We start from the raw sequence: 22,251 nt of genomic DNA on the forward strand, positions 1-22,251 counted from the left end.
CGTCGCAGCGACCCGATCCGCTAGTCGGACTGGCATGCTGCGCGAATGCCAACGCTTGGGGAGATTCAGCAGAATGCGCTCGATCTGCGCCGCCACAACCAGTGGGCGGAAACCTCTCCCGAGCGGCGGTTCCTGTTCCTCGTCGAGGAGGTTGGAGAGCTCGCCCGCGTCCTTCAGGACCGGGCCGGGGCCCCGGCGACCGATGGCGCTGAAGAGCTGTTCGACGTGATCTGGAACGTGTGCGACCTCGCCAACCTCCTGGGCATCGACCTCGACTCAGTCTCTGAACGCAAGATCTCCCACAACCACGATCGCGTTTGGGGGGCGGGCGCAACGCCAAACGCAGCGAGTAGCGACGCGGGATAACCGACGTTCTACTCGCGGCATGACCGGACGTCGCAGCGCCCACATCTTGTCGGAGCGCCCAGCGGGATGTGTGCCCGGGTCTGAATGCGCGCGAGTTCCGCTGGCACACTCCAGGTCATGAGCGATGATCCGTGGGGCGGTAGTCACGTGACAGGCCGCGAACCCTCGGCTTGGGACCCCGCCATCGGATGGTGGATCTTCGGATGGACTCTCTGGGTTCTTGTCTCGTTTCTCGTAGCCGCTACGTCCAACTGGAACGCTCTCGGAACGGCAGCAGTGGCCCTCGTAGGCCCCCTCTTGGGGACCATCGTGCGCCCGCCGCGGCGGATGACGCTGCAAGGACAGATCCTCATCTCACGAACGCCGTGGCGTAGGAGCACCTTTGACCTCGGCCTGACCCGTAGGGTTACGGGCGGTGGTCCGAGTTACGCGACTCCCGGCGAGTTGTGGATCAACTTCAACGACGGGTCTACCAACAGCTTCTTGCTGGTAACCAAGAGGCAGCGTTCCTTGGCAAAGGAAGTAGTCAAAGCCATTGACGCGGTGGGCAAGGCAGACACTGTCCCTCCATCGGTCAGAAAGCTGCTGTGACCGAATCCGGACCGTTGAACGTGATGGCCCGCAGGGTGACGAGCCCGTTCCGGCCCGGCGCATCCGCAACGTCCGATCATCGGCATGACAGGAAGAGTGCGTCCGTCGTTCCGGTCCCCTGACGCGCCGGGGCGCCGGAATGGTGCAACAACCTGTTGCGCCAGGTCGTGCTCGGCAGAGTGCTGATTCGTCCGAACCGCTCCCACGCCTTCTTGACGTCGAGCCCAGCATCAGCACAGTCCCTACGGACGTCCCGGTAGCTCATCTGGGCGTTCCCAGATTGGCGCGCCGCATTCCTGCCGGCAAGGGTGGCCGAGGGGGACTTTTCCGATGGCTGCAGGTCGGAATGCTTCTTCTTACCCCCCAGAGGCCCGGGGTGGGGAGTCCTGGTGCAACTTCCCGCAACTTCGGTCGGAACCACACTCGTTCACGCACCGACCGACGCGAACCCCACGCCAGTATGCCGCAGTCGACCCGGCGCTCGACGCGAGCCCCCGCGACAGCGCTCGTGCGATGCAACGATCCGCCGGCGAGGCACCGGACCCTCAAGCCTGATGCGCTCCCAGCCCGCATCAGGCTCCTCGCGTTCCGGCGCTCGCCCAGGGGATGCGCGTCCACGGCCCGGGTTGCGGGATGATCTGGTCATGCGTCGCCCAGGCACGACGGCCCCGCCGAGGGGCGCGTCATCCACACAGCCGACGCTCGTCCTCGCGCACGCCCGTCGGACGTTGGACACGGTCGTCGGCACGTTCCTGGGCGGGCTGGTCCTGATCGGATCCGCCTCCGGGACCCTGGCCAACTGGTCTCCGCGGGCAAGCATCGTGGTGGCTGGCCTTCTCGTCCCGGCATGGTTGATCGCGATCGTCCGCGCGACGCGAGCCCGTGTCGAGGTCAGCTCGGACGGTCTTCGGATCCGCCGGGTCTTCGGCACGCGGACCATCCCTGCGGCTGACTACGACGGAGTCACCTACAACCTGACGGTCTTTCCCCCGGGACCCTCCCTCGCGATCCGGCGCACGTCCGGCCACCCGGTCAGTGCCCCGAGCGCCTTGGACATGCGCGAGCACCCGCTGAAGAGCCTCGACGACGAGGTCGCCGAGCTCGGCCAGCTCATCGCCGCTGCGCTCGGCGGCCCATCGGCAGGCTCCCCGGCGCACTCGGGCGCGTGAGGCGGACACCCCTCTGGGGTTACCTGCATGATGAGCGGATGGAAGCGGAGGAACCTCTTTACGGTGGGGATGTGACCGAGGGCGTGGTGCGCGTCGGGAACACCGTGCGCCGCCCGCAGGGACCGCATTCCCCGACCGTGCACATGGTGCTGAGGCACCTTGAGTCCGTTGGCTTTGCAGGCGCGCCCAAGGTGCTGGGGGTCGACGACAAAGGCCGCGAGGTCCTGACCTTCGTCACCGGCGAGGTGGCGGGTCGTCCGTGGCCGTCCTGGGTCGCGGACGCGGACCGGGCCACGTCGGTGGCGCGTCTGGCACGCGAGCTTGACGACGCGCTCGAGCTCCTCGGCCTCCCCCGAGACACGCCAGGGGACACCGCGGCGATGCACGAAGCACCGGGACGTCCCGGACCTGAACCGTCCTTCCTGGGTCATCGCGATTTCACGCCCGAGAACACCGTCTTCCGAGGCGAGGAGGCCGTCGCGTTCATCGACTTCGACCTGGCCCGCCCGTCCACACGCATCGACGAGGTGGCAAACCTGCTGCTGTGGTGGGGTGGTTGGATGCCGCCCGAGGACCGGGAGGAGGTGATGCAGGACGTCGACGCCGCAGGCCACGGCCGGTTGTTGGTCGACGCCTACGGCTTGGCTCCCGCCCACCGCGAGTGGCTCGTGCCGGTGTCGATCGCTGCGGCGGAGCGGTCGTGGTACTCGATGCGAGACCGCGCGCGCACTCACGGAGGAGGGTGGGCGCGGATGTGGGATGCCGGGATGGGTGATCGCATCAAGCGCCGCGCGGCATGGCTTCGTCAGGAGCAGAGCCGTCTTCATGCCGCCGTGACTCCCTGACCTGCTCGGCGCGTGTGCCGGATGCCGCGCCGCGGCACGCCCGATCGGCGGAAGAGAGCACGTCTGCGTGACCCGGGTAGCGATGCGGTATGCCGGCCTGACCGCGTCGGTCCTCCTTGGTCGTTGCCGGGCTGTCGGTCGACGTAGACGGTCATCGTGAGGTCGTCCTCACCATCGGTCACTTGGGCATCAACCAGCGGGCGACCTCTCGATGAGGTCGAGGTCGCGCACGCAGAACTGGTGGTGCTCGAACTCCTCGCCGAGCACGGTGCCCAGGCACTGCCGCACCGATCGTCCGCGTGCGTACGTCGGCCACAGGTCGTTGTCGGCGAGCGGTGCCGGCTGCTGGAGCTGCTCGGAGGTCAGGGCATCGAGCCAGCGCTCGAGCTCGGCCGCTTGCTCGTCCCTGACCGTCAGCACCTCCTCGAGCGTCGGCTCCGCCGTCGGGTCGAGCCCCTGCTCCTCTCGGCTGGGCACGGACTCGATGCCCAGGCCCATCGGAGTGAAGAGGTCGGTGGACCCGAGGCAGCAGCGCCGAAACCACGAGTCGTGGACGAAGACCAGGTGTCGAAGCGTCTGCACCGCCGACCACTCGTCGTTCACGCTCTCGTGCTCGATGCCGGGCGTCACCCGCATGCGAGCCACGGTCGCCTCCCAGTCGCTGCGCAGCTGCCGCCACCCTCGGCGCAGGTCGGCCGGGTCGTCCGACCGGATGAGCCGGCGGACGGGATGCCGACGGTCGAGCTCGGCCTCGACGTACCCCATGACCTCGACGCCGTTCACGACGAGATTGGTGACGAGCCCGTCGATCACGGCGTCCTGCATCACCACGCCGACCAGACGGGTGTTGCTCAGGTTGCACTCGCGGAACTCCGCGCCCTCCAGGTCCTCGTCCACGTACCGCTTCATGCTCGGCAGGCTAGGCCCGGCCCCGGACATCGAACGACATCGGTCGGGGCGTCCGCCCTCGAGGCGCCAGGGCCGCTCTCAGTCGGCGGGGCGCCGGGCGTCGATGAGGTGCCGCGTCGAGTGCGCGACGAACGGGTGTCCGCTGCGCATCTGCGCGTCGAGTTCGCGCAGCGGGCCCTCGTGCGACGCGACGGAGAAGTCGGGAACCCACCACACGCACTTGCGCAGGATCCACACGACGGCTCCGACGTCGTGGAACTCCATCCGGCACCGCGCCCGTTGCAGGCTGGCGACCTCCAGTCCGTGCGCTACGGCTGCGGCAACCTCGTGCTCGGGGTCGCGGGCCCGTCGTTCGTCGGTGAGTGTGCCCAGGAAGTGCTCGATCAGCTCGAACGCCGAGGCCGGCCCGACGTGCTGCGCGAAGTAGCGCCCACCCGGCTGCAGCACCCGCCGGATCTCGGCCCAGTCCGGCCGCACCGGGTGGCGGGCCGTGACCAGCTCGAAGGAGCTGTCAGAAAAGGGGAGTCGGCCGCCGTCGGTCTCGACGACGTGCACTCCGCGGGAACCCAGCAGCCGGCGCGCGCGCTCAGCATTGGGAGGCCAGCCCTCCGTGACCACCATCGTCGCCGGAAGCGCTGGCGCTTCGGCGACGACCTCTCCACCGCCGGTGTCGATGTCCAGGGCCGACTGCACCTGGGCCAGACGGTCAGCGAGCAGCCGGGCGTAACCCCAGGGTGGTCGCTCTTCCGTCGCGCGGCCGTCCAGCCACCCGAATCCCCAGCCGGTGACGTCCGCCGACTCCGCTTCCGCCACCAGCTCCTCGAACGACCGCATGACGGCAGGCTGACAACCACCGTGGAACGCGGTCAACTGCTTTGCGGCGTCGGCAGGTCCCCCGCAGCGCCGAGATCGGTGTCCACCGTTGATGCGGTGCATGCGGTTGACTGTGGCTGTCACGTCACGCGTTGTTGCCCGGCGTCAGGGTGGAGGGGCTCCATGGGAAATCTGATCTACGCGGCCAACGTCTCGCTCGACGGCTTCCTCGAGGACGAGACGGGTGCGTTCGACTGGTCCGTGCCCGACGAGGCCGTCCACGCGTTCTGGAACGAGCACGAGCGGCACATCGGCACGTCGCTCTACGGGCGACGCATGTACGAGACGATGCGGGTCTGGGACAGCGACGACTGGTTGACGGACGAGCCGGAGGTGGTCCACGAGTATGCCGGCATCTGGCGTGACGCGGACAAGGTCGTCTACTCCACGTCACTGACCGAGGTGACCACCGCGCGCACGCGGCTCGAGCGGACGTTCGAGCCCGAGGCCGTGCGACGCCTCAAGGAGACCTCCGACTCGGATCTCAGCATCGGAGGTGCGGGGATCGCGGCCGAGGCCTTCCGCCACGGTCTGGTCGACGAGTGCGTGCTGCTGCTGTGCCCGGTCGTCGTCGGCGGCGGCAAGCCGGCACTGCCTCGAGGGGTCCGACTCGACCTCGAGCTGCTCGACCACCGACGCTTCGCCAACGGCGTGGTCTGCGTCCGTCACGCAGTCCGACACCCTGACGGGCACGTGTAGGTCACGCGCTTGCCCATCGCCTCCGCGTAGGGGATCTCGCGCCGGCGGACTGCCGCGCTAGAGCCCGAACGAGTGCCACTCGCCTTCGGAGATCACTTCGACGGAGTCGCCGACGACCTTGAGGGCGGTCTGCTCGTCGATGGCATACGCCGGACCGTCGATCTCGACGGCCCACCGCTCCGCGTCCGCAAGGGTGTTCGTCGGGAAGGCGTTCAGGTGAGGGAAGATAGCGAACTCCACGAGCCCCAGCGTCCGGTCGTCGACGGCCGAGGGCCAGTTGACGAAGTCCGAGCCGATTCGGGGTGCCATGACCATGCTCCCGGCGCTCACTCCGACCCAGGTCGTGTCGGTCAGGGAGGGCAGCTGGTCCACCATGCCGGACTCCCGCAGCCAGTGGCACAGGTAGGTGGCGTCGCCTCCGTCGACGAGCAGGACGTCGGCCTCTCGGACCCATTCGACCCATCGTTCCGGCTCGATGGTGGGAAGGGCCGTGAGCTCGAGGACACCCACGGACTTCCACCCGAGGGAGGTCATGGCGTCTCCCGGGTCCCCACCACCGACGAACCTGCGCACCGACGCAGGCCCGCAGCTGGGGTGACCCCACTGCGCGGTCGGGATGCAGAGCGCCGAGGCTTCGGAGATCGGTCGGCCGAGCATCTCGACGAGCGCATCGCGGATGCTGGGGTTCCTGACGCCGCCCGAGGTGAGAAGCAGCTTCATCGCGGGGGACTCCTTGGTGTGACGGGGACCGTGGGGGCGACGCACGGACGGGAAGCCCCGGGATCGTCGGGTGTTGACACCGTACACACGGACTGGCCCGCTTTGGTCCATGGGCGCGCTCCGGTTTGGTGGCGACGGTGTGTCCGTCACCCCCGATCCGCAAGAGACTCCCCGCCATGCCCGGGGCGCTGCCGAGGGGCCGCCCTCATGTCCTCCCGGCGAGTCCTCCACGAGCAGTGAGGAGCCGGCTGACACACTGCTCGAGCCGCACGCTGCGGTGCTGGTACGCCCGGCGGACGCACGCTGCCTGCATCCGCGTCCGGGTCGCACGTCGATGGGACCGCGGCAGCCCCGTGGTCACCGCCCGTCGAAGGAGAGGCTCACCATGGCTGATCATCCGCAGCAGCCCGCGCTGCAGCCCGCCCAGCAGCACCTCCCGCGCCCCGAGTCCCGACCCTTTGCCGATTCTCCCCGCGTCGGCACTCGACTGGGCCTGACCCGTCGGGCGACGGCCGCCCTCGCCCTGACCCTCGCGGGGGTGGCTGCCGTGGCCGGGTGCAACGGTCCTTCATCGTCCGGGGCCGCCACAGGCGTCGGGGCCACGGTCTCGAACTCGTCGAGCGCACCCGCTGCCGCCACGAGCGTGCCGACGCTGGCGGCGAGCACCCCGGCGAACTCCGCCGCTTCGAGTCCGTCGTCGGCTGCGTCGACCACGGCCACCTCGACCACGTCGCCAACTGACCCGAGTTCCGTGACTGCGGCTGTGCCCGGCTGCGTCCCGGCACAGCTGGTCGCGTCGCTGGCGGCGTCCCGTGCCGCGTCCGGGCACGCGCTGCTGGTCATCGCGCTGCGCAACGGCGGTCCGGCCGCGTGTCACCTCGAGGGCTATCCGGGGCTGGCCCTGGTGTCCGCCACCGGGGAACCTGCCCGCACCACGGTGACGCACGTGCAGGACCAGACGTTTCCCGCCGTCGCACCCACGGCACTGACGGTGCCCGTCGGTGCGAGCGTCTCGTTCGACCTCGGCGTCACCGACGTCCCGTCGGGCTCGGACGCGTCCTGCGTCAGTGAGCCCACGCTGAGCATCACGCTTCCCGACGCGCAGGGCGCCGTTCGGCTCGCAGCGCGTGTCACGACCTGCGACCGACGTCTGAACGTCTCCCCGTTCGTCGCGGGCACCGCCGGGGTGCGCCGCTGACGCTCGGCCGACGGAGTCGTTCCGGTCGAGGCGCCGACGGGCACGCGGTGAGGTGGAGCGGGTTCAGGGACGGCGCCCGCGGACCCAGTCCTCGAGGGTGCCGTCGACCCGGCCGCGCATGACGACGGCCCAGACGAGCACCGCGGCGGCGAACTCTCCCAAGGGGGCCGCGGCAGCGACCTCGTCACGCAGCGCGGCGAAGCTCGGTCCGTCGCTGGGACTGCGGAAGCGCAGGCGGGGAGACTCGAGCACCACGGCCCGAGCAGCCGCCGGAAGGCTCTCGACCGTGGCGGGGCGCGCCGATGCGACGGCCTGCCGACGCAGCACGGCACGCCAGCGGAGAAGCCCGCCGACCGTGACGCCGACCGCCGCCGCGCCGAGGACGACGGCGCCGCCGAGCGCGACGTCGGACTCGCGCAGCTGCCAGATCCGGGCCACCTCGCCCGCCCCCGCGGCGAGCACGAGCGCGACCCCGAACGGCCACGCAAGTCGCCACCACGCCGCGTCCCGCTTGAGCCGCTCCTGCTCGTAGAGCCGGGACGCCCACTCCCGCACGGCGAAGACGGGCACAGGGCTGACGTCGTCGGTCGGAGGGTGGGGCTCGGGGTCGGGCAGCACCGGCTCGGTGCCGTGCGCCCCTCGATCTCTGCGCATCTGACCCCTGTCTGGTTTGTCACGTTCTGCGACCTCCAGACTAACGAGCCACGACATCGATCGCGGCGACGCCACGCACGCGACCCGTGGCTCCGCCGCGGTCTCAGCGCTCAGCCGTGGGCGCCTCGGATCCGCCGGCAGCGCCCGGGCCGGGGCGGTCGACCGGTCCCAGGGTCGCCCGGAGCTCGCGGCGGGCCGAGTCGACCACGGCCCGGCGCGCACGGAACTGATCGGGTCCGGCGCCGGGAGGGGCGGCCAGGTCGGCCCCCACCGCTTCGACGAGCCCGCGCAGCAGTCCTCGGACATCCGTGGCGCGCTCCGCGCGAGCGGCGTCCGGGGCGGTCGTCGAGAGGGTGTGGAACGTCGCGTCCGCCTCGAGCAGTCGCGGTTGCGCCGCGGTCCAGATCGTCTGGGCCTCAGCGGAGCTCGACCCGGAGATCACCTGCGACGTCAAGGAGTCCTCGATCCACGACGCCTCCCGTTCCGCCTCGGCCAGACGTTCGTCCCAGGCCTGGATCTCGGCCTGTGCCCGTCGCCGACGGAGGAGCAACCAGGCCAGCGCTCCGATCGCGACGAGGGCGAGCAGCAGCCAGGGCCACCACGTCGTCCCGCCGTCGTCGGAGGGGCTGGTCGGTGCCGGCGGGCTGGTGAGCGCCGACTCCGGCGTCGGTGTCGCCGTGACGGTCTGGGTCTCCGTCTGCGTGACGGTCGCCGTCTCCGTGGACGTCGCCGTCGCCGTCGCCGTCGCCGTGGTCGTGGTCGTCACGGTCTCGGCCGGGGAGCCCGGGGACGTCGGGGAGCTCGGGGAGGTCGGACCGGGCTTCGTCGGGAGCGTGAGCGTCGGCACCGTGACGGCGGGCAGCGACACCGAGGGCACCGACACCGAGGGCACCGACACCGAGGGCACGCTCGGCAGGGTGATGCTCGGTCGGGAGGTCGGCAGCGAGATCGACCCGCTTCCGGAGCAGGCCGTCAGTGCGACCGTCACGAGCAGCGTGGTCACGGCGGTACCGATCGCGGGGGCACGTCTCATGCGTGATTGTCCGTGCACGCCACCCCGTCGCTGCCTCACCCGCCCGGGGTGAAGAGGGCCGGGAGCCCTGGCCACGGGCTTCGCGTCGGGGACGACGCGGCATACGTGCTCGTGGGTATGGTTCGAAGGTCAACGACTTCGCAGGAGGACAGCATGAGCCTGGACCGACCGGTCGCCCCCAATCCCTACGACCTGCTGCCGCAGGTGCCCTCGTTCACCGTGACGAGCGCCGACGTCACGGACGGTGCACCACTGAAGGACGACCAGGTCGCCGACGCGGGAAACACGTCCCCGCAGCTGTCGTGGAGCGGTGCCCCCGAGGGCACGCAGAGCTACGTCGTCACGTGCTTCGACCCCGACGCGCCGACCCCCTCGGGCTTCTGGCACTGGGTGCTCGTCGACGTCCCGGCCGACGTGACCTCTCTCGACGCCGGAGCTGCAGCGGCAGCCCTGCCCGGCAAGGCTTTCCACGTGCGCAACGATGGGGGTGAGCAGGGCTTCATGGGTGCCGCGCCGCCGCAGGGCGACCAGCCGCACCGCTACTTCTTCGTCGTGCACGCGGTCTCCGAGCCGAGCCTGGGAGTCGACGACTCCGTGTCGCCGGCGGTCGTGTCGTTCAACCTCGCCTTCAAGACGCTGGCCCGCGCCGTCATCCACGGCACCTACCAGCACTGACCGTCGCCCACGCGGTCGTATGCCGTGTGGTCCTCCTCGACCGGCCGTGCCGTCACCTGACGGCGGGGCCGGCGGGGAGGGCGCTGCCTGACTGACGCGCCGTGACGGTGACGACTGACGACTGACGACGGACAAGGCCCGCCCCGCCCTCGTCGGCGGTGCGGGCCTTCGTCGTCGGTCATGGCCTGTGGCTACCGGTGGCTACCGGTCGTGCCGGGTGTGGGTCAGGCGCTGAGCAGCTCCGGGGAGTCGAGGTGCTCGCGCAGCTCGGCGAGCACGCGCCGGAGCAGGCGGCTGACCTGCATGGCGCTGAGCCCCATCGTCTGGGCGATCTCGGCCTGCGTCATGTCGTGCGCGAAGCGCAGCTCGATGATCTCCTGGTCGCGGGCGGAGAGGCGCTTGAGCGCCGTGCGCACGACGATCCCCTCGTCGAGGCCCGGGTCGGTCTGGTGGTCGGCGCGGGCGTCGACGAGGTCGAGCACCGGTCGGCCACCGTCGGTCGTCGTCGCGTCGAGGGAGGCCGGGCGCAGGTTCGTCGAGGCGACCTGTGCCTCCTTGACCTGCTCGACGGTCAGGTCGAGGGAGGTCGCGAGGTCGGCCTGGGTCGGCTCGTGACCCAGGGTCTGCTCGAGCCGGGTCCGGGCATCGGTGACGAGCTGGCGGCGCTCCTGCAGGCCGCGCGGCGGCCGGACGAGCCAGCCGTGGTCGCGGAAGTGGCGGCGCAGCTCGCCGGTGATGGTCGGCGTGGCGTAGGCACCGAACTCGGTGGCCTGGTCGAGGTCGAAACGGCGGATCGCCTTGAGCAGGGCGAGGAAGGCCACCTGCTCGAGGTCCTCCCGGTCGAGTCCCTTGCCGGCGTAGCGGTGGGCGAGCGAGCGGGCGAGCGGCATGTGCAGCCGCGTCACGGCTTCGAGGGCCGTCGACCTCTCGGTCTCGGAGGTCGAGGTGCGTGCAGTGACGATGAGCTCGCGGGTGCGGGCGTCCTTGCGGGGTCCGCGCGAAGGGTCGGTCATGACGTCTCCATCCAGAGTGGGTGGCGGCGCTTTCTTGACCGACAACGGGAACATTAGACAAAGTCTGAACATTGCACAAGCCCTAGACATCGAGGCCGTTCGCCGGGCCGGCACCGGGTCGCGTCCGCCCCGCGGCGCAGGGCGCTGTGCGAGGGTGAATTCATGCGAGTGGCGTTGATGGTGACCTGCATCAACGACGCGATGTTCCCCGACGTCGGCAAGGCGGTCGTCACGGTGTTCCGCCGCCTGGGAGTCGACGTCGATTTCCCCGCCGACCAGACCTGCTGCGGCCAGCCCATGGTCAACACCGGCTACCTCGACGAGGCCGTCCCGCTCGTCCGCACGTTCGTCCGCGCGTTCGAGGGGTACGACGCCGTCGTCACGCCGTCCGGTTCGTGCGCCGGTTCGGCGCGCCACCAGCACGCCATCGTGGCAGGGCGATCCGGCGATGCCGGGCTCGCGACGGCCGTGGCCGAGATCTCGCCCCGCGTGCACGAGCTGTCGGAGTTCCTCGTCGACGTCCTCGGCGTCGAGGACGTCGGGGCCTCGTTCCCGCACTCGGTCACCTACCACCCGACCTGCCACTCCCTGCGGATGCTGGGAGTCGGCGACCGGCCCGAGCGGCTGCTCCGTGCCGTCCGCGGCCTTCGGCTGATCGAGCTGCCCCGTGCCGAGGAGTGCTGCGGTTTCGGCGGCACCTTCGCGATGAAGAACGCCGACACCTCGGTCGCGATGGGGGCCGACAAGGCGCGTCACGTCCGTGAGACGGGGGCCGAGGTGCTCGTCGCGGGTGACAGCTCCTGCCTGATGCACGTCGGTGGCCTGCTCACCCGACAGCGGGCCGGGGTTCGCGTCATGCACCTCGCGGAGGTCCTTGCGTCCACCGGTGGCGCCGGTACCGGAGGGCGTCGATGAGCCGCACGTTCCTCGGCATGCCGCCCTTCCCCGCCGCCGCCCGCGAGGCCCTCGCGGATCCGCAGCTGCGCAGCAACCTGGCCCACGCCACGACGACCATCCGGGCCAAGCGGGCTGCCGTCGTCGCCGAGGTCGACGACTGGGAGAGCCTGCGGCTGCGAGCCGCCGCCATCAAGGACGACGTGCTGCTCCACCTCGACGAGCACCTGTTGCGCCTCGAGGAGTCGCTGACGGCGCGTGGAGCGGTCGTGCACTGGGCGCGTACGGCCGAGGAGGCGTCCGCGGTCGTGGCGGAGGTGGCCCGCGCCCACGGGGTAGACGAGGTGGTCAAGGTCAAGTCGATGGCCACCCAGGAGGTCGAGCTCAACGAACACCTTGCGGCGCAAGGTATCTCGGCCTGGGAGACCGACCTCGCCGAGCTCATCGTCCAGCTCGGGGACGACCTGCCGAGCCACATCCTCGTGCCGGCGATCCACCGCAACCGGGCTGAGATCCGCGCGATCTTCGAACGCGAGATGGGACGCGTGGGGCGGCCCGCGCCCGACGACCTCACCGACGACCCGGCCCGGCTGGCCGAGGCCGCACGGCTGCACCTCCGCGAGAAGTTCCTGCGCGCCAAGGTCGGGGTCAGTGGCGCGAACTTCGCGGTCGCCGACTCGGGGACCCTCGTCGTCGTGGAGTCCGAGGGCAACGGGCGGATGTGCCTGACCCTGCCCGAGGTGCTGGTCTCGGTCGTCGGCATCGAGAAGGTCGTGCCGTCGTGGACCGACCTCGACGTCTTCCTCACGCTGCTGCCGCGCTCGTCGACGGGGGAGCGGATGAACCCCTACACGAGCACGTGGTCCGGGGTGACCCCGGGCGACGGACCCCAGGAGGTGCACGTCGTCCTCCTCGACAACGGGCGCAGCCGGGCCCTCGCCGACGAGGTCGGTCGCCAGGCGCTCCGCTGCATCCGGTGCTCGGCGTGCCTCAACGTGTGTCCTGTCTACGAGCGCACCGGCGGGCACGCCTACGGGTCGGTCTACCCCGGGCCCATCGGTGCCATCCTCAACCCGCTGCTCAAGGGCGTCGGCCACGACGAGCAGACCGACTCGCTGCCCTACGCGTCCACGCTCTGCGGGGCCTGCTTCGAGGCCTGCCCCGTGCGCATCGACATCCCGTCGGTTCTCGTGGACCTCCGCGCCCAGGTCGTCGACGCGCACCGCTCCGGTGTGCCCGGGCCCGAGGCCCTCGCCATGCGGGCCGCGGCCGCCACGTTCGGGTCGGGCCGGCGCCTCGCGGCGGCCGAGCGCGCCTCGGCCCTCGCCGGTCGCGCGATCGATGCGGTAGCACGAATCACCCATCGCGACAGGCGAGTCGGCGGTCGACGGCTGATCGGCCGCCTGCCCGGCCCGGGAGCCGGCTGGACCGACGCGCGTGACCTGCCGACGCCGCCCGAGGAGTCCTTCCGCGCCTGGTGGAAGCGCACCGACGGAGGCGCGCGGTGAGCGCGCGCGACGAGATCCTCGGTGCCGTCCGGGAGGCGGTCGCGGGGTGCCGGGGTCCGGTCGACGTCCCCCCGCTCGACCGCCCCGACCGGGACGGTGACGTCGACCTCTTCGCCGATCGGGTCGCCGACTACCGCGCGACCGTCGTGCGCTGCACGCCGGACGGGGTCGAGGCAGCCCTCGCGGCAGCCCTGCCCGAAGGCGCCTCCGTCGTCGTGCCCGACGGCCTGCCGTATGTCGTGGCCGGCGCGGTCGCCGACGACGGCCTCACCCCGTCCGACCTCGACGCGATCACGGCCGTGGTCACCGCGGCGACCGTCGCGATCGCGACGACCGGAACGATCGTGCTCTCGCACGGACCGGGGGAGGGTCGGCGGGTGCTCACCCTCGTGCCCGACCTGCACGTCTGCGTCGTCCGGGCCGACCAGGTCGTCGACGACGTTCCCGCCGCGGTCCGACGGCTCGACCCCGCGCGACCGACGACGTGGATCAGCGGTCCCTCGGCGACGAGCGACATCGAGCTGAGCCGCGTCGAGGGTGTCCACGGCCCCCGCACGCTGCACGTCGTCCTCGTCGGCTGACACACGGCATACGCCTGCTCGTCCGTGGGGTCGGCCGCACGTGTCCGCCCGTGCGCCCGGAGGGCCGACCGGCCGTCCGGGTGGGTCGGGGCGCGCAGCGTGCCGGACCAGCACGGTCGCCGCTGCGAGCTAGCCTGCTGGGATGAGCGAGAGCGACCACCGGGCCCCGAGGCGACCCGCCTTCTTCAGCGAGGCGGCCCTCGAGGCCCACGGTCCTGCCTACGACCCGACGGAGCAGATCCACGTCGCCCACGAGACCGCGCTCGCGCTCGTCCACGCCGGCCGGGCGGCCGCCGACCCGGCCGTGACGCAGAAGCTCGTCGCGCTCGTCGACGACATCGGCCTGTCGACGCTCGCCGAGCTGTGGTCGCAGCGCCCGGCCCGCTCGCTCCCGGGGGCGTTGTGGCGCCTCTACGTGCTGCGCGAATGGGTCCGGCGCGCACCCGACGAGGCGAGCCGGGAGTATGCCGCGGGCATCCGTTTCACCGGGCCCAACCACGCCGTCGCCGGGGCGGCCGAGCCTCCCGGCCCCCAGGAGATGGGTCGCGTCATCGACGAGGTGCTCCGCGGCGTCTTCGAGGGCGACCTCGCCGTCGCGCTCGAGCGGGCCGCCGCCTTCTGCCGCGTCGTCTCGGCAGGGCGAGCCGACATCTCCAGGGGCGACGAGGCGGCGGAGCAGGCCGCCAACGTCCTCGTCATGGCCGAGGACCTCACCGTCTGCGCGAGGCTGTGGCGCACCGACGCCCTCCACTGAGAGCCCGTCCAGGCGTCACGGGGCGCTCCGCCCGCGCGGGGATCGCCCCTCTTGCGCCGTGACGCCTTTGGTGATCCGTTGAGGCGGCTTTATCCTTGAACGCGCGTCGGGTCGTGGTAGCCCCGGGTCCCAAATTCAGCCGCTACGAGCGGCCCTGTGCCGAGAGGCGCTCCCGACCCGACGCAGCCCCGCCCCTCCCGTGTGTCTGCGGGCTCGGAGGCGACGGGTGAGCGCCGGGTTGCGACCCGAAAGCCCATCTCGTTGGGGGGCTTGGGCCCACCGGTCGGCGCGGGGCGTTTAAATTGGTCCCATGACGCCCGCCGAGGAGCGGTCAGGTGACCTGCTCGATGTCGCACTCGCCGACGAGATAGAGCTCGTGAGCGACCTTGTCGTCGCCGCATCCTCCAGCCCCCGCCACTTCACTCCGCAGGAGGTCGACCAGCTGCTCGGCGTCGCGGGACGGGCGGACGACGGCACCGACGCGCCCCTGGTGCCCGCGGTCGGCAACGTGCCGGACCTGCCGGACGCGCCCTCCGCGTCCGACTGAAGGTCACCGCAGGACCCGGCCGACCTCACCCGCGCCCGGGTGAACGCCGGATTGACGCTCGGTTGCACTGGAATGTCCACGACGCCGTAGCATCTTGCCCGGACCAGACCTCGATCGACCGGAGCATCCCCGTGGGTTTTCGCCTCACACCCCAGGACACGAGCTTTTTCTCCCTCTTCACCTCCTCCGCCCAACTCCTCGTCGAGGCGACCCGGGAGCTGACCCGCTTCCTCGAGGTCGAGCCCTCGAAGCGCTCGACGGTGGCAGACCGGCTCAAGGAGCTCGAGCACGCCGCCGACGACGCGACGCACGAGCTCATCAACAAGGTCAACAGCTCGTTCATCACGCCGTTCGACCGCGAGGACATCCACAACCTCGCCGCGTCGCTCGACGACTGTATGGACTACATCGAGGAGACCGCCGACCTCATCGTGCTCTACCGCATGGGTGAGATCCCCGAGGGCCTCGCCGAGCAGTTCGAGATCCTCGCGCGGATGGCCGAGGTGACGGCCGAGGCCATGCCGCGCCTGCGCTCGATGAAGGACCTCAAGAGCTACTGGATCGAGATCAACCGGCTCGAGAACCAGGCCGACTCGCTCCACCGCAAGATGGTGGCCGCCCTCTTCAACAACTCGCCGGACCCGATCAACGTGATCAAGGTCAAGGCCATCGTCGACGGGTTCGAGAACGCCGCCGACGCGTTCGAGAAGGTGGCCCACGTCGTCGAGGGCATCGCGGTCAAGGAGTCCTGACCCGCTGATGGACACAACCATCCCCGTCCTCGGGGTCGGTGCGGTCATCGCGCTGGCCATGGGCTTCAACTACACCAACGGTTTCCACGACGCCGCCAACGCGATCGCGACCTCCGTCTCGACCCGCGCCCTGACGCCCCGCGTCGCACTGGCCATGGCGGCCATCGCCAACCTCTTCGGCGCCTTCTTCGGCACCAAGGTGGCCAAGACGATCGGCTCGGGCATCATCGAGCAGCCGCAGGGGGTCAACGGCCTGTGGCTCGTCGCCGCGGCGCTCGTCGGCGCCATCGGCTGGAACCTGCTCACCTGGTGGTTCGGGCTCCCGTCGAGCTCGTCCCACGCCCTCATCGGAGGCCTGGGCGGCGCTGCGCTCGTCGCCGGCGTCGCCGTCAAGTGGAGCGTCATCTGGGAGAAGGTCATCATCCCGATGATCGTCTCGCCCATCGTCGGTCTCGTCGTCGGCTACCTCGTCATGACGGCGATCTTCTGGATCTTCCGCAACGCCAACCCGGGCCGCGTCACGCGTGGCTTCCGCCTCGCGCAGACGGCCTCCGCCGCGGCCATGGCGTTCGGTCACGGCCTCCAGGACGCCGCCAAGACGGCCGGTGTCGTCGTCCTCGCGCTGACGATCTCCGGGCACCACAGCGACGACAGCATCCCGATCTGGGTCCTCGTGCTGTCGGCCGTCGTGATCTCGCTGGGCACGTATGCCGGTGGGTGGCGCATCATGCGCACGCTGGGTCGTCGCATCATCGACCTCACGCCGCCGCAGGGCTTCGCGGCCGAGACGACGGCCGCGGCGATCCTCTACGTCGCCGGCCTCGCCTTCGGGGCCCCGATCTCGACGACCCACACCATCACGGCGGCGATCATGGGCGTCGGCGCCACCAAGCGCCTGTCGGCCGTCCGGTGGAGCGTGGCCGGCAACATCGTCGGCGCGTGGTTCCTGACGTTCCCCGGTGCCGGCCTCGTGGCCGTCGTCGCCTGGTACGCCACCTCGATCTTCCGCTGACCCGGCCACCCGGCATACGCCCCGGGTTCTCCGGCACGCCCCGGCTGCTTTCCGCAACACACCGAACAGACGTCAACCCCGCACGGTCGTAACCGTGCGGGGTTGACGCTTTCCCGGTGTGTTGCGGGGGAGGGCTCAGCCGAAGCGGCCCGAGATGTAGTCCTCGGTGGCCTGCTCGGTGGGGTTGTTGAAGATGCGGGTCGTGTCGCCGATCTCGACGAGGCGCCCCGGCTCACCGGTCGCCTTGAGGTTGAAGAAGGCCGTCCGGTCCGAGACGCGGGCCGCCTGCTGCATGTTGTGCGTGACGATGACGATCGTGAACTCGTTCTTGAGCTCGTTGACGAGGTCCTCGATGGCGAGCGTCGAGATCGGGTCGAGCGCGGAGCACGGCTCGTCCATGAGCAGCACCTGCGGCTGCACCGCGATGGCGCGGGCGATGCAGAGGCGCTGCTGCTGACCGCCGGAGAGGCCGGCGCCCGGCTTGCTCAGGCGGTCCTTGACCTCGTTCCACAGGTTCGCGCCCTTGAGCGAGCTCTCGACGATCCCGTCGAGCGTCTTCTTGTTCTTGACGCCGTTGAGCCGCAGACCCGCCGCGACGTTGTCGTAGATCGACATCGTCGGGAACGGGTTGGGCCGCTGGAAGACCATGCCGACGGTGCGGCGCACGGTCACGGGGTCCATCGAGCTGGCGTAGAGGTCCTGGTCGTCGAGCATGACCTTGCCCTCGACGCGACCGCCGGGGATCACCTCGTGCATGCGGTTCAGGGTGCGCAGGAAGGTCGACTTGCCGCAGCCGGACGGGCCGATGAACGCCGTGACGGACCGGGGCTCGACCGTCATCGAGACGCCCTCGACGGCCTTGAACGAGCCGTAGTAGACGTTGAGGTCGCTGACGTCGATTCGCTTTGCCATTGCTGGGGTTCGCTTTCTCTTACTTCTTGACCGAGCCGTAGTGCGCGATGACACGGCCGATGAGGTTGAGCAGCAGGACGAGGATGATGAGGGTGAGCGCGGCGCCCCACATGCGCTCGGCCGCGGTGGCCAGGGCGAAGTCGCCGCGGTCCTGGTTGATCATCATGGGGAGGGTCGGGAAGTTGCCGTTGAACAGGTCCCGCTGGAAGTTCTTCGTGTACGGCGCGAGGATCAGCAGCGGCGCCGTCTCGCCCATGACGCGGGCGATGCCGAGCAGCACGCCGGTCACGATGCCCGAGAAGGCCGTGCGCAGCACGACCTTGACGACGGTGACCCACTTGGGCACGCCGAGGGCGTATGCCGCCTCGCGCAGCTCGTTGGGCACGAGCTTGAGCATCTCCTCGGTCGAGCGCACGATCACGGGGATCATGAGCAGCACGAGGGCGAGGGACGCGGCGAACCCGGAGCGGCCGAGTCCGAACGTCGTGACCCACACGGCATAGATGAACAGCGCCGCGACGATCGAGGGGACGCCCGAGAGGATGTCGACGGTGAAGCTGATCGCCTTCGCGAGCCGGCCGCGGCCGTACTCGACGAGGTAGACGGCGGTGAGGATGCCGATCGGCACGGCGATGAGCGCGGTGAAGCCGACCATCTGGAGGGTGCCCTCGATGGCGTGGCGCGCGCCGCCGCCGAAGTCGTCGGAGTTGATGTTGCGCTGGTTGCCCGTCCACCACGTCGCGGTGGTGAGCATGTGGAAGCCCTTGCCGACGACGGTGCCGAGGATCCACACGAGCGGCACCATGGCCAGGGCGAAGGCGCCCCACATGACGATCCGCGCCACGACGTCCTTGATCATGCGGGCCCGGTGCGGGTTGCTCATCTCGGAGAGCGCGTCACGGCCCGGGCGGCCGCCCGGGGGCGTGGACGGGTCCCCCGGGACGGCCCGGTCGTCGGGGGCGCGGCGGTCGGTCGCGGTGCTCATTCGGTGAAGGCCTTCCTGCGCTCGATGACGACCCGGGCGATGCTGTTGACGACGAAGGTCAGCACGAAGAGGACGAGACCCGCGGCGATGTAGGCGCCGGTCTTGGTGGGGTTGCTGAACTCGGCAGCGTTGTTGGCGATCTTCGAGGCGAACGTCTCGCCGCCGTTGAAGAGCGACCAGGTCCACGGGCTGCCGTCGGAGAGGGCCGAGACGAGGAAGGTGACGGCGATCGTCTCGCCGAGCGCGCGTCCGAGCGCGAGCATCGAGGCCGAGATGACGCCGGGGCGGCCGAAGGGGAGCACGGCGGTGCGGATCATCTCCCACTGCGTCGCGCCGAGGGCGAGAGCGCCCTCCTTGTGGGCCGTCGGCGTCTGGTCGAAGACCTCGCGCGAGAGCGCCGTGACGATCGGCAGCACCATGATGGCGAGGACGATGCCGATGAAGAAGATCGTGCCACCGCTGATGCCCGTGGGGGCGAAGAGCGGGAACCAGCCGAGCTTGTCCTCGATCCAGCCCTGCACCGGCTTGAAGACCGGGGCGAAGGCGATGAGGCCCCAGAGGCCGTAGACGATGGAGGGCACCGCGGCGAGCAGGTCCACGAGACCGGCGGCGGCGCGCCGCATCCAGGTGGGGGCGTACTGCGTGATGAACAGCGCTACGGCGACGCCGACCGGGACCGCGATCACCATCGCGATGGTCGAGGCGGTGACCGTCGTCCAGAGGAACTCGAGGATGCCGAAGGCGGGCTGGTCGCCACCCGGCGCCCACACCCGGCTCGTGAAGAAGTTCGCCGAGTTGTCCATCAGGGCCGGCACGGCCTGGACGATGAGGAAGACGGCGATCAGGGTGACGAGGGCGATGACGAGGACGCCCGAGACGGTCGCGGCGCCGCCGAAGAGCCGGTCGCCGAAACGTCCCGTCGACGCGCGGTCGCCTTGCAGGGGCTTCTGTCCGTCCGGTCCGGGGACCTGGTCCGCGGCGGACACGCCCGTCACTGTGGACACGTGGAGGCCTCTTCCTTCGTTCGGGTGGTACTGGCGCAGGGACGGGCGCCGTTTCTGGCGCCCGCCCCTGCGTGGTCGACCCGCTCGGATCGCTCCGGACAGGTCAGGCGGTGGTTCAGGAGATCGCGTCGACCGCGGTCTTGACCTTGGTGGCGACCTCGGTCGGCAGCGGGGCGTAGCCCTTGGCCTCGAGGCCCTTCTGGACCTCGTCCGAGGAGAAGGTCTTGAGGAAGCTCTTGACCTTCTTGCCGGTCGCGGCGTCGGCGTACTTCGAGCAGACGACCTCGTACGTCACGAGGACGATCGGGTAGGCCCCGGCCTCCTTCGTGGCGTAGTCGATCTTGAGCGCGAGGTCGTTGCCGGTGCCGGTCTGCTTGGCGGTGGCGATCGTCTTGCCGGCCGACTCGGCGGTCAGCGCGACGGGGCCGGAGCCGGTGTCGATCTGGGCCATCGGGAGCTGGTTCTGCTGGGCGTAGGACAGCTCGACGTAGGTGATGCCGCCGTCCTGGTTCTTCGTGGCGGTGGCGACACCTGCCGACTTCTCCTTGCCCTCGCCCTTGCCGGTCCACTTCTTGCCGGTCTCGTAGGACCAGGCGTCGGGAGCGGCGGCCTTGAGGTACTTGGTGAAGTTCTCCGTGGTGCCCGACTCGTCGGAGCGGAAGAACACCTTGATCGGCGTCGAGGGCAGCGTGACGCCCTTGTTGAGCGCCGCGATGGCCGGGTCGTTCCATGCCGTGATCTTGCCGTCGAAGATCTTCGCGGCGACCTCGGCGTTGAGCACGAGCTTGTCGACACCCTTGACGTTGTAGGCGATCGCGATGGGGCCGGTGACCATGGGGAGGTTCCAGGCGTCGGAGCCGCAGGCGGCCTTGGCGTCCTGGGCCTCGATCTTGCCGTCCTTGGGCACGGTCTTCAGGGCCGAGTCGGAGCCGGCGAAGTCGACCTGCTTGGCGATGAACTGCTTGATGCCGGCACCGGAGCCGGTGGGCTGGTAGTCGATGTTGGCGTCGGCGCAGGCCGTCTGGTAGGCCTTGATCGCCTCGTCGATGGCGTTCTTCTGCGCCGAGGAGCCCTCGGCCTTGAGGTCGCCGCTGAAGCAGTCGCCCGCCGCGGAGGAGGCGCCGCCGGCGCCGGTCGAGCCGGTCCCCGGCTGTGCACCGTTGTTCTCGGACGCACAGGCGGAGAGCGCAAGAGCGCCGGACAGGGCGATGGCGCCGAGAGCGCTGATACGCGAAACAGACACGAGTGTGATCCCTCTCGATGGGGTGTTCGTGGGTGGTCGTTGGTGGTCGAACGTGGTCGTGCGGTCGGATCCGAGCGACGGTGCTGGATGGTGATCCACCGCGAACATAGGTGTGCAGGGTGACCAGCGGTCCACGTGCGGTTAACGCCGGGTGAACGACCGGCGACGTCTTGGGGTGGGGTGCCGCCTCGGGATGCGTGATGGACCGGCCCGCGTGACGATGGAGGGTTGTCGAGGCCGTGCAGGCCCCTGCAGACCGGTGCAGACCGGTGCAGACCGGTGCAGGCCGGTGCAGGCCCCTGCAGGTCCGGGTGCCCCGCTGCCCTCCCGCTGCACGGCGGTCGGGGGCGTTCGTCCTAGGTGTCGATGCGCTCCACGTCGACGACCCGGGCGTCCTCACCGCGTCCGACGAGGTGGCACACGAGCGCCTCGCCCTTGCGCATCGACTCCTCGGCGGCGACCCGCAGCTGCTCCGCCACCACCTCACCGCGCTCGGGCGATCGGCCCACCCGGGCGTGCAGCATCCCGAGCAGCGTCGGGAGCACCGGCCCGTGGCTGCACAGCGCGGAAGGGTCGCCGCGCTCGAGCAGGCGCCGGACCTGGGCGACGGCGCCCTCCCCGCTCTCGGCGAAGCCTTCCTCGGAGAGCGCGTCCCGGGTGCGCAGGCGCAGTCCGTGCTGCACGGCATACGGCTCGAGGGTGGCGACGCAGCGGTCCGAGGAGGAGGAGACCATACGGGTCACGCCGTAGGCGTCGAGCACGTCGGACAGGCTGCTCGCCTGGGCGCGGCCGACGGCGTCGAGGGGGCGTCGCCGGTCGTCGCCGCTCCAGCGGCCCCGCGGCGTGGCCTTCGCGTGCCGGACGAGCACGAGCGGCCAGGACCGCAGCTCGTCGGCCCGCTCGGCCCGGATCAGGGCCAGCAGCTGCTCGCGGTCCCGGGCGTAGTCGAGGCGGCTGTGCGCAGTGCGAACGTCGACCCAGTCGACCTCGTCGATCTCGTGCTCGAGCACGCCCGAGCCGCCGGTGACCCGGGCCGACCAGTAGTGCACCTGCTTCGTGGCGGGTCCGCCGGTGGGGTCGAGCACCGGGTACTCCGCCGACGGCAGCGGCACGCCGAGCCGCACGACGAGCCCGGTCTCCTCCAGCGTCTCGCGCGCCGCCGCCACGCAGGCGTGCTCACCGGGGTCGAGCTTGCCCTTGGCCCACGACCAGTCGTCGTATTTCGGCCGGTGCACGAGGGCGACCTCGAGACGTCCATCGCGACGCCGCCAGGGCAGCGTGCCGGCGGCGGGGATCACAGAGGCCACACGCGCC

25 protein-coding genes are annotated in these 22,251 nt (G+C 70.5%); 14 read left to right on the forward strand and 11 right to left on the reverse strand.

Going from position 1 to position 22,251, the window contains the following annotated elements:
* Window positions 1-45: 45 nt before the first annotated feature.
* The 4 genes from TAE01_RS08275 to TAE01_RS08290 all read left to right on the forward strand — a co-directional run bounded on the left by TAE01_RS08275 (window position 46) and on the right by TAE01_RS08290 (window position 2,971).
* Window positions 46-366 (forward strand): MazG nucleotide pyrophosphohydrolase domain-containing protein, encoded by a 321-nt coding sequence (locus TAE01_RS08275; RefSeq protein ID WP_147065326.1) that lies wholly within the window; start codon window positions 46-48, stop codon window positions 364-366.
* Window positions 367-483: 117 nt separating this feature from the next.
* The gene (locus tag TAE01_RS08280) at window positions 484-957 is read left to right on the forward strand and encodes a hypothetical protein (protein ID WP_147065328.1); all 474 of its coding nucleotides are present in this window, start codon (window positions 484-486) and stop codon (window positions 955-957) included.
* Window positions 958-1,781: 824 nt separating this feature from the next.
* The gene (locus TAE01_RS20500; protein WP_186815110.1) at window positions 1,782-2,126 is read left to right on the forward strand and encodes a PH domain-containing protein; all 345 of its coding nucleotides are present in this window, start codon (window positions 1,782-1,784) and stop codon (window positions 2,124-2,126) included.
* Between the two features lie 38 nt (window positions 2,127-2,164).
* Complete coding sequence (locus TAE01_RS08290) at window positions 2,165-2,971, forward strand: phosphotransferase (protein WP_147065332.1); 807 nt, start codon at window positions 2,165-2,167, stop codon at window positions 2,969-2,971.
* A gap of 189 nt (window positions 2,972-3,160) precedes the next feature.
* On the opposite strand, the gene TAE01_RS08295 is transcribed toward TAE01_RS08290, so the two are convergent.
* Both TAE01_RS08295 and TAE01_RS08300 read right to left on the reverse strand, forming a co-directional pair.
* Window positions 3,161-3,880: a DinB family protein gene (locus tag TAE01_RS08295; protein ID WP_147065334.1), complete on the reverse strand. Its 720-nt coding sequence runs from the start codon at window positions 3,878-3,880 to the stop codon at window positions 3,161-3,163.
* Between the two features lie 78 nt (window positions 3,881-3,958).
* Window positions 3,959-4,714 carry a class I SAM-dependent methyltransferase gene (locus TAE01_RS08300; protein ID WP_147065646.1) on the reverse strand — a complete coding sequence of 252 codons (756 nt, stop codon included), beginning with the start codon at window positions 4,712-4,714 and terminating at the stop codon, window positions 3,959-3,961.
* A gap of 162 nt (window positions 4,715-4,876) precedes the next feature.
* Between TAE01_RS08300 and TAE01_RS08305 the strand changes: the two genes are divergently transcribed.
* Window positions 4,877-5,452 (forward strand): dihydrofolate reductase family protein, encoded by a 576-nt coding sequence (locus TAE01_RS08305; RefSeq protein ID WP_147065336.1) that lies wholly within the window; start codon window positions 4,877-4,879, stop codon window positions 5,450-5,452.
* Window positions 5,453-5,509: 57 nt separating this feature from the next.
* Here TAE01_RS08305 and TAE01_RS08310 read toward each other — a convergent pair whose 3' ends face one another.
* Entirely contained in the window at window positions 5,510-6,172 is a 663-nt protein-coding gene (locus TAE01_RS08310; protein ID WP_147065338.1) for a Type 1 glutamine amidotransferase-like domain-containing protein, read from the reverse strand.
* A 751-nt stretch (window positions 6,173-6,923) separates the two neighbouring features.
* Here TAE01_RS08310 and TAE01_RS20675 point away from each other — a divergent pair.
* Window positions 6,924-7,370: a DUF4232 domain-containing protein gene (locus TAE01_RS20675; protein WP_222594096.1), complete on the forward strand. Its 447-nt coding sequence runs from the start codon at window positions 6,924-6,926 to the stop codon at window positions 7,368-7,370.
* A 63-nt stretch (window positions 7,371-7,433) separates the two neighbouring features.
* On the opposite strand, the gene TAE01_RS08320 is transcribed toward TAE01_RS20675, so the two are convergent.
* On the reverse strand, window positions 7,434-8,024 hold the full coding sequence (locus TAE01_RS08320; protein ID WP_147065342.1) for a hypothetical protein: 591 nt from the start codon (window positions 8,022-8,024) through the stop codon (window positions 7,434-7,436).
* 103 nt (window positions 8,025-8,127) lie between these two features.
* Window positions 8,128-9,057, reverse strand: coding sequence for a hypothetical protein (locus tag TAE01_RS08325; RefSeq protein WP_147065344.1), 930 nt, complete (start codon window positions 9,055-9,057; stop codon window positions 8,128-8,130).
* A gap of 153 nt (window positions 9,058-9,210) precedes the next feature.
* Here TAE01_RS08325 and TAE01_RS08330 point away from each other — a divergent pair, with 153 nt between their 5' ends.
* Window positions 9,211-9,732 carry a YbhB/YbcL family Raf kinase inhibitor-like protein gene (locus TAE01_RS08330; RefSeq protein ID WP_147065346.1) on the forward strand — a complete coding sequence of 174 codons (522 nt, stop codon included), beginning with the start codon at window positions 9,211-9,213 and terminating at the stop codon, window positions 9,730-9,732.
* Window positions 9,733-9,956: 224 nt separating this feature from the next.
* Here the strand turns inward: TAE01_RS08330 and TAE01_RS08335 are convergent, their stop codons facing one another.
* Complete coding sequence (locus tag TAE01_RS08335) at window positions 9,957-10,745, reverse strand: sigma-70 family RNA polymerase sigma factor (protein ID WP_147065348.1); 789 nt, start codon at window positions 10,743-10,745, stop codon at window positions 9,957-9,959.
* A gap of 162 nt (window positions 10,746-10,907) precedes the next feature.
* Between TAE01_RS08335 and TAE01_RS08340 the strand changes: the two genes are divergently transcribed.
* The 7 genes from TAE01_RS08340 (at window position 10,908) to TAE01_RS08370 (ending at window position 16,793) form a co-directional block, all read left to right on the forward strand.
* Complete coding sequence (locus TAE01_RS08340; RefSeq protein ID WP_147065350.1) at window positions 10,908-11,660, forward strand: (Fe-S)-binding protein; 753 nt, start codon at window positions 10,908-10,910, stop codon at window positions 11,658-11,660.
* On the forward strand, window positions 11,657-13,147 hold the full coding sequence (locus TAE01_RS08345) for a lactate utilization protein B (protein ID WP_147065352.1): 1,491 nt from the start codon (window positions 11,657-11,659) through the stop codon (window positions 13,145-13,147). Before TAE01_RS08340 ends, TAE01_RS08345 begins: the two co-directional genes overlap by 4 nt.
* Entirely contained in the window at window positions 13,144-13,728 is a 585-nt protein-coding gene (locus TAE01_RS08350; protein ID WP_147065355.1) for a LutC/YkgG family protein, read from the forward strand. The genes TAE01_RS08345 and TAE01_RS08350 overlap by 4 nt, the downstream gene beginning before the upstream one ends.
* Window positions 13,729-13,870: 142 nt before the next feature.
* Window positions 13,871-14,482, forward strand: coding sequence for a hypothetical protein (locus TAE01_RS08355; protein WP_147065357.1), 612 nt, complete (start codon window positions 13,871-13,873; stop codon window positions 14,480-14,482).
* A gap of 310 nt (window positions 14,483-14,792) precedes the next feature.
* Window positions 14,793-15,029: a hypothetical protein gene (locus TAE01_RS08360; protein WP_147065359.1), complete on the forward strand. Its 237-nt coding sequence runs from the start codon at window positions 14,793-14,795 to the stop codon at window positions 15,027-15,029.
* A gap of 131 nt (window positions 15,030-15,160) precedes the next feature.
* Window positions 15,161-15,781 carry a DUF47 domain-containing protein gene (locus TAE01_RS08365; protein WP_147065362.1) on the forward strand — a complete coding sequence of 207 codons (621 nt, stop codon included), beginning with the start codon at window positions 15,161-15,163 and terminating at the stop codon, window positions 15,779-15,781.
* Window positions 15,782-15,788: 7 nt separating this feature from the next.
* Window positions 15,789-16,793, forward strand: coding sequence for an inorganic phosphate transporter (locus TAE01_RS08370; protein ID WP_147065364.1), 1,005 nt, complete (start codon window positions 15,789-15,791; stop codon window positions 16,791-16,793).
* 135 nt (window positions 16,794-16,928) lie between these two features.
* On the opposite strand, the gene pstB is transcribed toward TAE01_RS08370, so the two are convergent.
* From pstB to TAE01_RS08395, 5 genes are all read right to left on the reverse strand, one after another.
* Entirely contained in the window at window positions 16,929-17,705 is a 777-nt protein-coding gene (gene pstB / locus TAE01_RS08375; protein WP_147065366.1) for a phosphate ABC transporter ATP-binding protein PstB, read from the reverse strand.
* A gap of 19 nt (window positions 17,706-17,724) precedes the next feature.
* Entirely contained in the window at window positions 17,725-18,690 is a 966-nt protein-coding gene (gene pstA, locus TAE01_RS08380) for a phosphate ABC transporter permease PstA (protein ID WP_147065368.1), read from the reverse strand.
* Window positions 18,687-19,694 carry a phosphate ABC transporter permease subunit PstC gene (gene pstC, locus TAE01_RS08385; protein WP_147065370.1) on the reverse strand — a complete coding sequence of 336 codons (1,008 nt, stop codon included), beginning with the start codon at window positions 19,692-19,694 and terminating at the stop codon, window positions 18,687-18,689. Before pstC ends, pstA begins: the two co-directional genes overlap by 4 nt.
* Window positions 19,695-19,809: 115 nt before the next feature.
* Entirely contained in the window at window positions 19,810-20,937 is a 1,128-nt protein-coding gene (pstS, locus tag TAE01_RS08390) for a phosphate ABC transporter substrate-binding protein PstS (RefSeq protein ID WP_147065372.1), read from the reverse strand.
* A 356-nt stretch (window positions 20,938-21,293) separates the two neighbouring features.
* Window positions 21,294-22,244, reverse strand: coding sequence for an NUDIX hydrolase (locus tag TAE01_RS08395; protein WP_246111224.1), 951 nt, complete (start codon window positions 22,242-22,244; stop codon window positions 21,294-21,296).
* Between the last annotated feature and the right edge of the window lie 7 nt (window positions 22,245-22,251).

The organism is Terrabacter aerolatus, from assembly GCF_007991735.1.
In the GTDB taxonomy this organism is placed as follows: domain Bacteria; phylum Actinomycetota; class Actinomycetes; order Actinomycetales; family Dermatophilaceae; genus Terrabacter; species Terrabacter aerolatus.

What these genes read in the sequence shown, in the direction of transcription:
- TAE01_RS08275 (WP_147065326.1), top strand. Translation starts at nt 46, where the DNA reads ATGCCAACGCTTGGGGAGATTCAGCAGAATGCGCTCGATCTGCGCCGC.
- TAE01_RS08280 (WP_147065328.1), top strand. Translation starts at nt 484, where the DNA reads ATGAGCGATGATCCGTGGGGCGGTAGTCACGTGACAGGCCGCGAACCC.
- TAE01_RS08290 (WP_147065332.1), top strand. Translation starts at nt 2,165, where the DNA reads ATGGAAGCGGAGGAACCTCTTTACGGTGGGGATGTGACCGAGGGCGTG.
- TAE01_RS08295 (WP_147065334.1), bottom strand. Translation starts at nt 3,880, where the DNA reads ATGAAGCGGTACGTGGACGAGGACCTGGAGGGCGCGGAGTTCCGCGAG.
- TAE01_RS08300 (WP_147065646.1), bottom strand. Translation starts at nt 4,714, where the DNA reads ATGCGGTCGTTCGAGGAGCTGGTGGCGGAAGCGGAGTCGGCGGACGTC.
- TAE01_RS08305 (WP_147065336.1), top strand. Translation starts at nt 4,877, where the DNA reads ATGGGAAATCTGATCTACGCGGCCAACGTCTCGCTCGACGGCTTCCTC.
- TAE01_RS08310 (WP_147065338.1), bottom strand. Translation starts at nt 6,172, where the DNA reads ATGAAGCTGCTTCTCACCTCGGGCGGCGTCAGGAACCCCAGCATCCGC.
- TAE01_RS08320 (WP_147065342.1), bottom strand. Translation starts at nt 8,024, where the DNA reads ATGCGCAGAGATCGAGGGGCGCACGGCACCGAGCCGGTGCTGCCCGAC.
- TAE01_RS08325 (WP_147065344.1), bottom strand. Translation starts at nt 9,057, where the DNA reads ATGAGACGTGCCCCCGCGATCGGTACCGCCGTGACCACGCTGCTCGTG.
- TAE01_RS08330 (WP_147065346.1), top strand. Translation starts at nt 9,211, where the DNA reads ATGAGCCTGGACCGACCGGTCGCCCCCAATCCCTACGACCTGCTGCCG.
- TAE01_RS08335 (WP_147065348.1), bottom strand. Translation starts at nt 10,745, where the DNA reads ATGACCGACCCTTCGCGCGGACCCCGCAAGGACGCCCGCACCCGCGAG.
- TAE01_RS08340 (WP_147065350.1), top strand. Translation starts at nt 10,908, where the DNA reads ATGCGAGTGGCGTTGATGGTGACCTGCATCAACGACGCGATGTTCCCC.
- TAE01_RS08345 (WP_147065352.1), top strand. Translation starts at nt 11,657, where the DNA reads ATGAGCCGCACGTTCCTCGGCATGCCGCCCTTCCCCGCCGCCGCCCGC.
- TAE01_RS08355 (WP_147065357.1), top strand. Translation starts at nt 13,871, where the DNA reads ATGAGCGAGAGCGACCACCGGGCCCCGAGGCGACCCGCCTTCTTCAGC.
- TAE01_RS08360 (WP_147065359.1), top strand. Translation starts at nt 14,793, where the DNA reads ATGACGCCCGCCGAGGAGCGGTCAGGTGACCTGCTCGATGTCGCACTC.
- TAE01_RS08370 (WP_147065364.1), top strand. Translation starts at nt 15,789, where the DNA reads ATGGACACAACCATCCCCGTCCTCGGGGTCGGTGCGGTCATCGCGCTG.
- pstB (WP_147065366.1), bottom strand. Translation starts at nt 17,705, where the DNA reads ATGGCAAAGCGAATCGACGTCAGCGACCTCAACGTCTACTACGGCTCG.
- pstA (WP_147065368.1), bottom strand. Translation starts at nt 18,690, where the DNA reads ATGAGCACCGCGACCGACCGCCGCGCCCCCGACGACCGGGCCGTCCCG.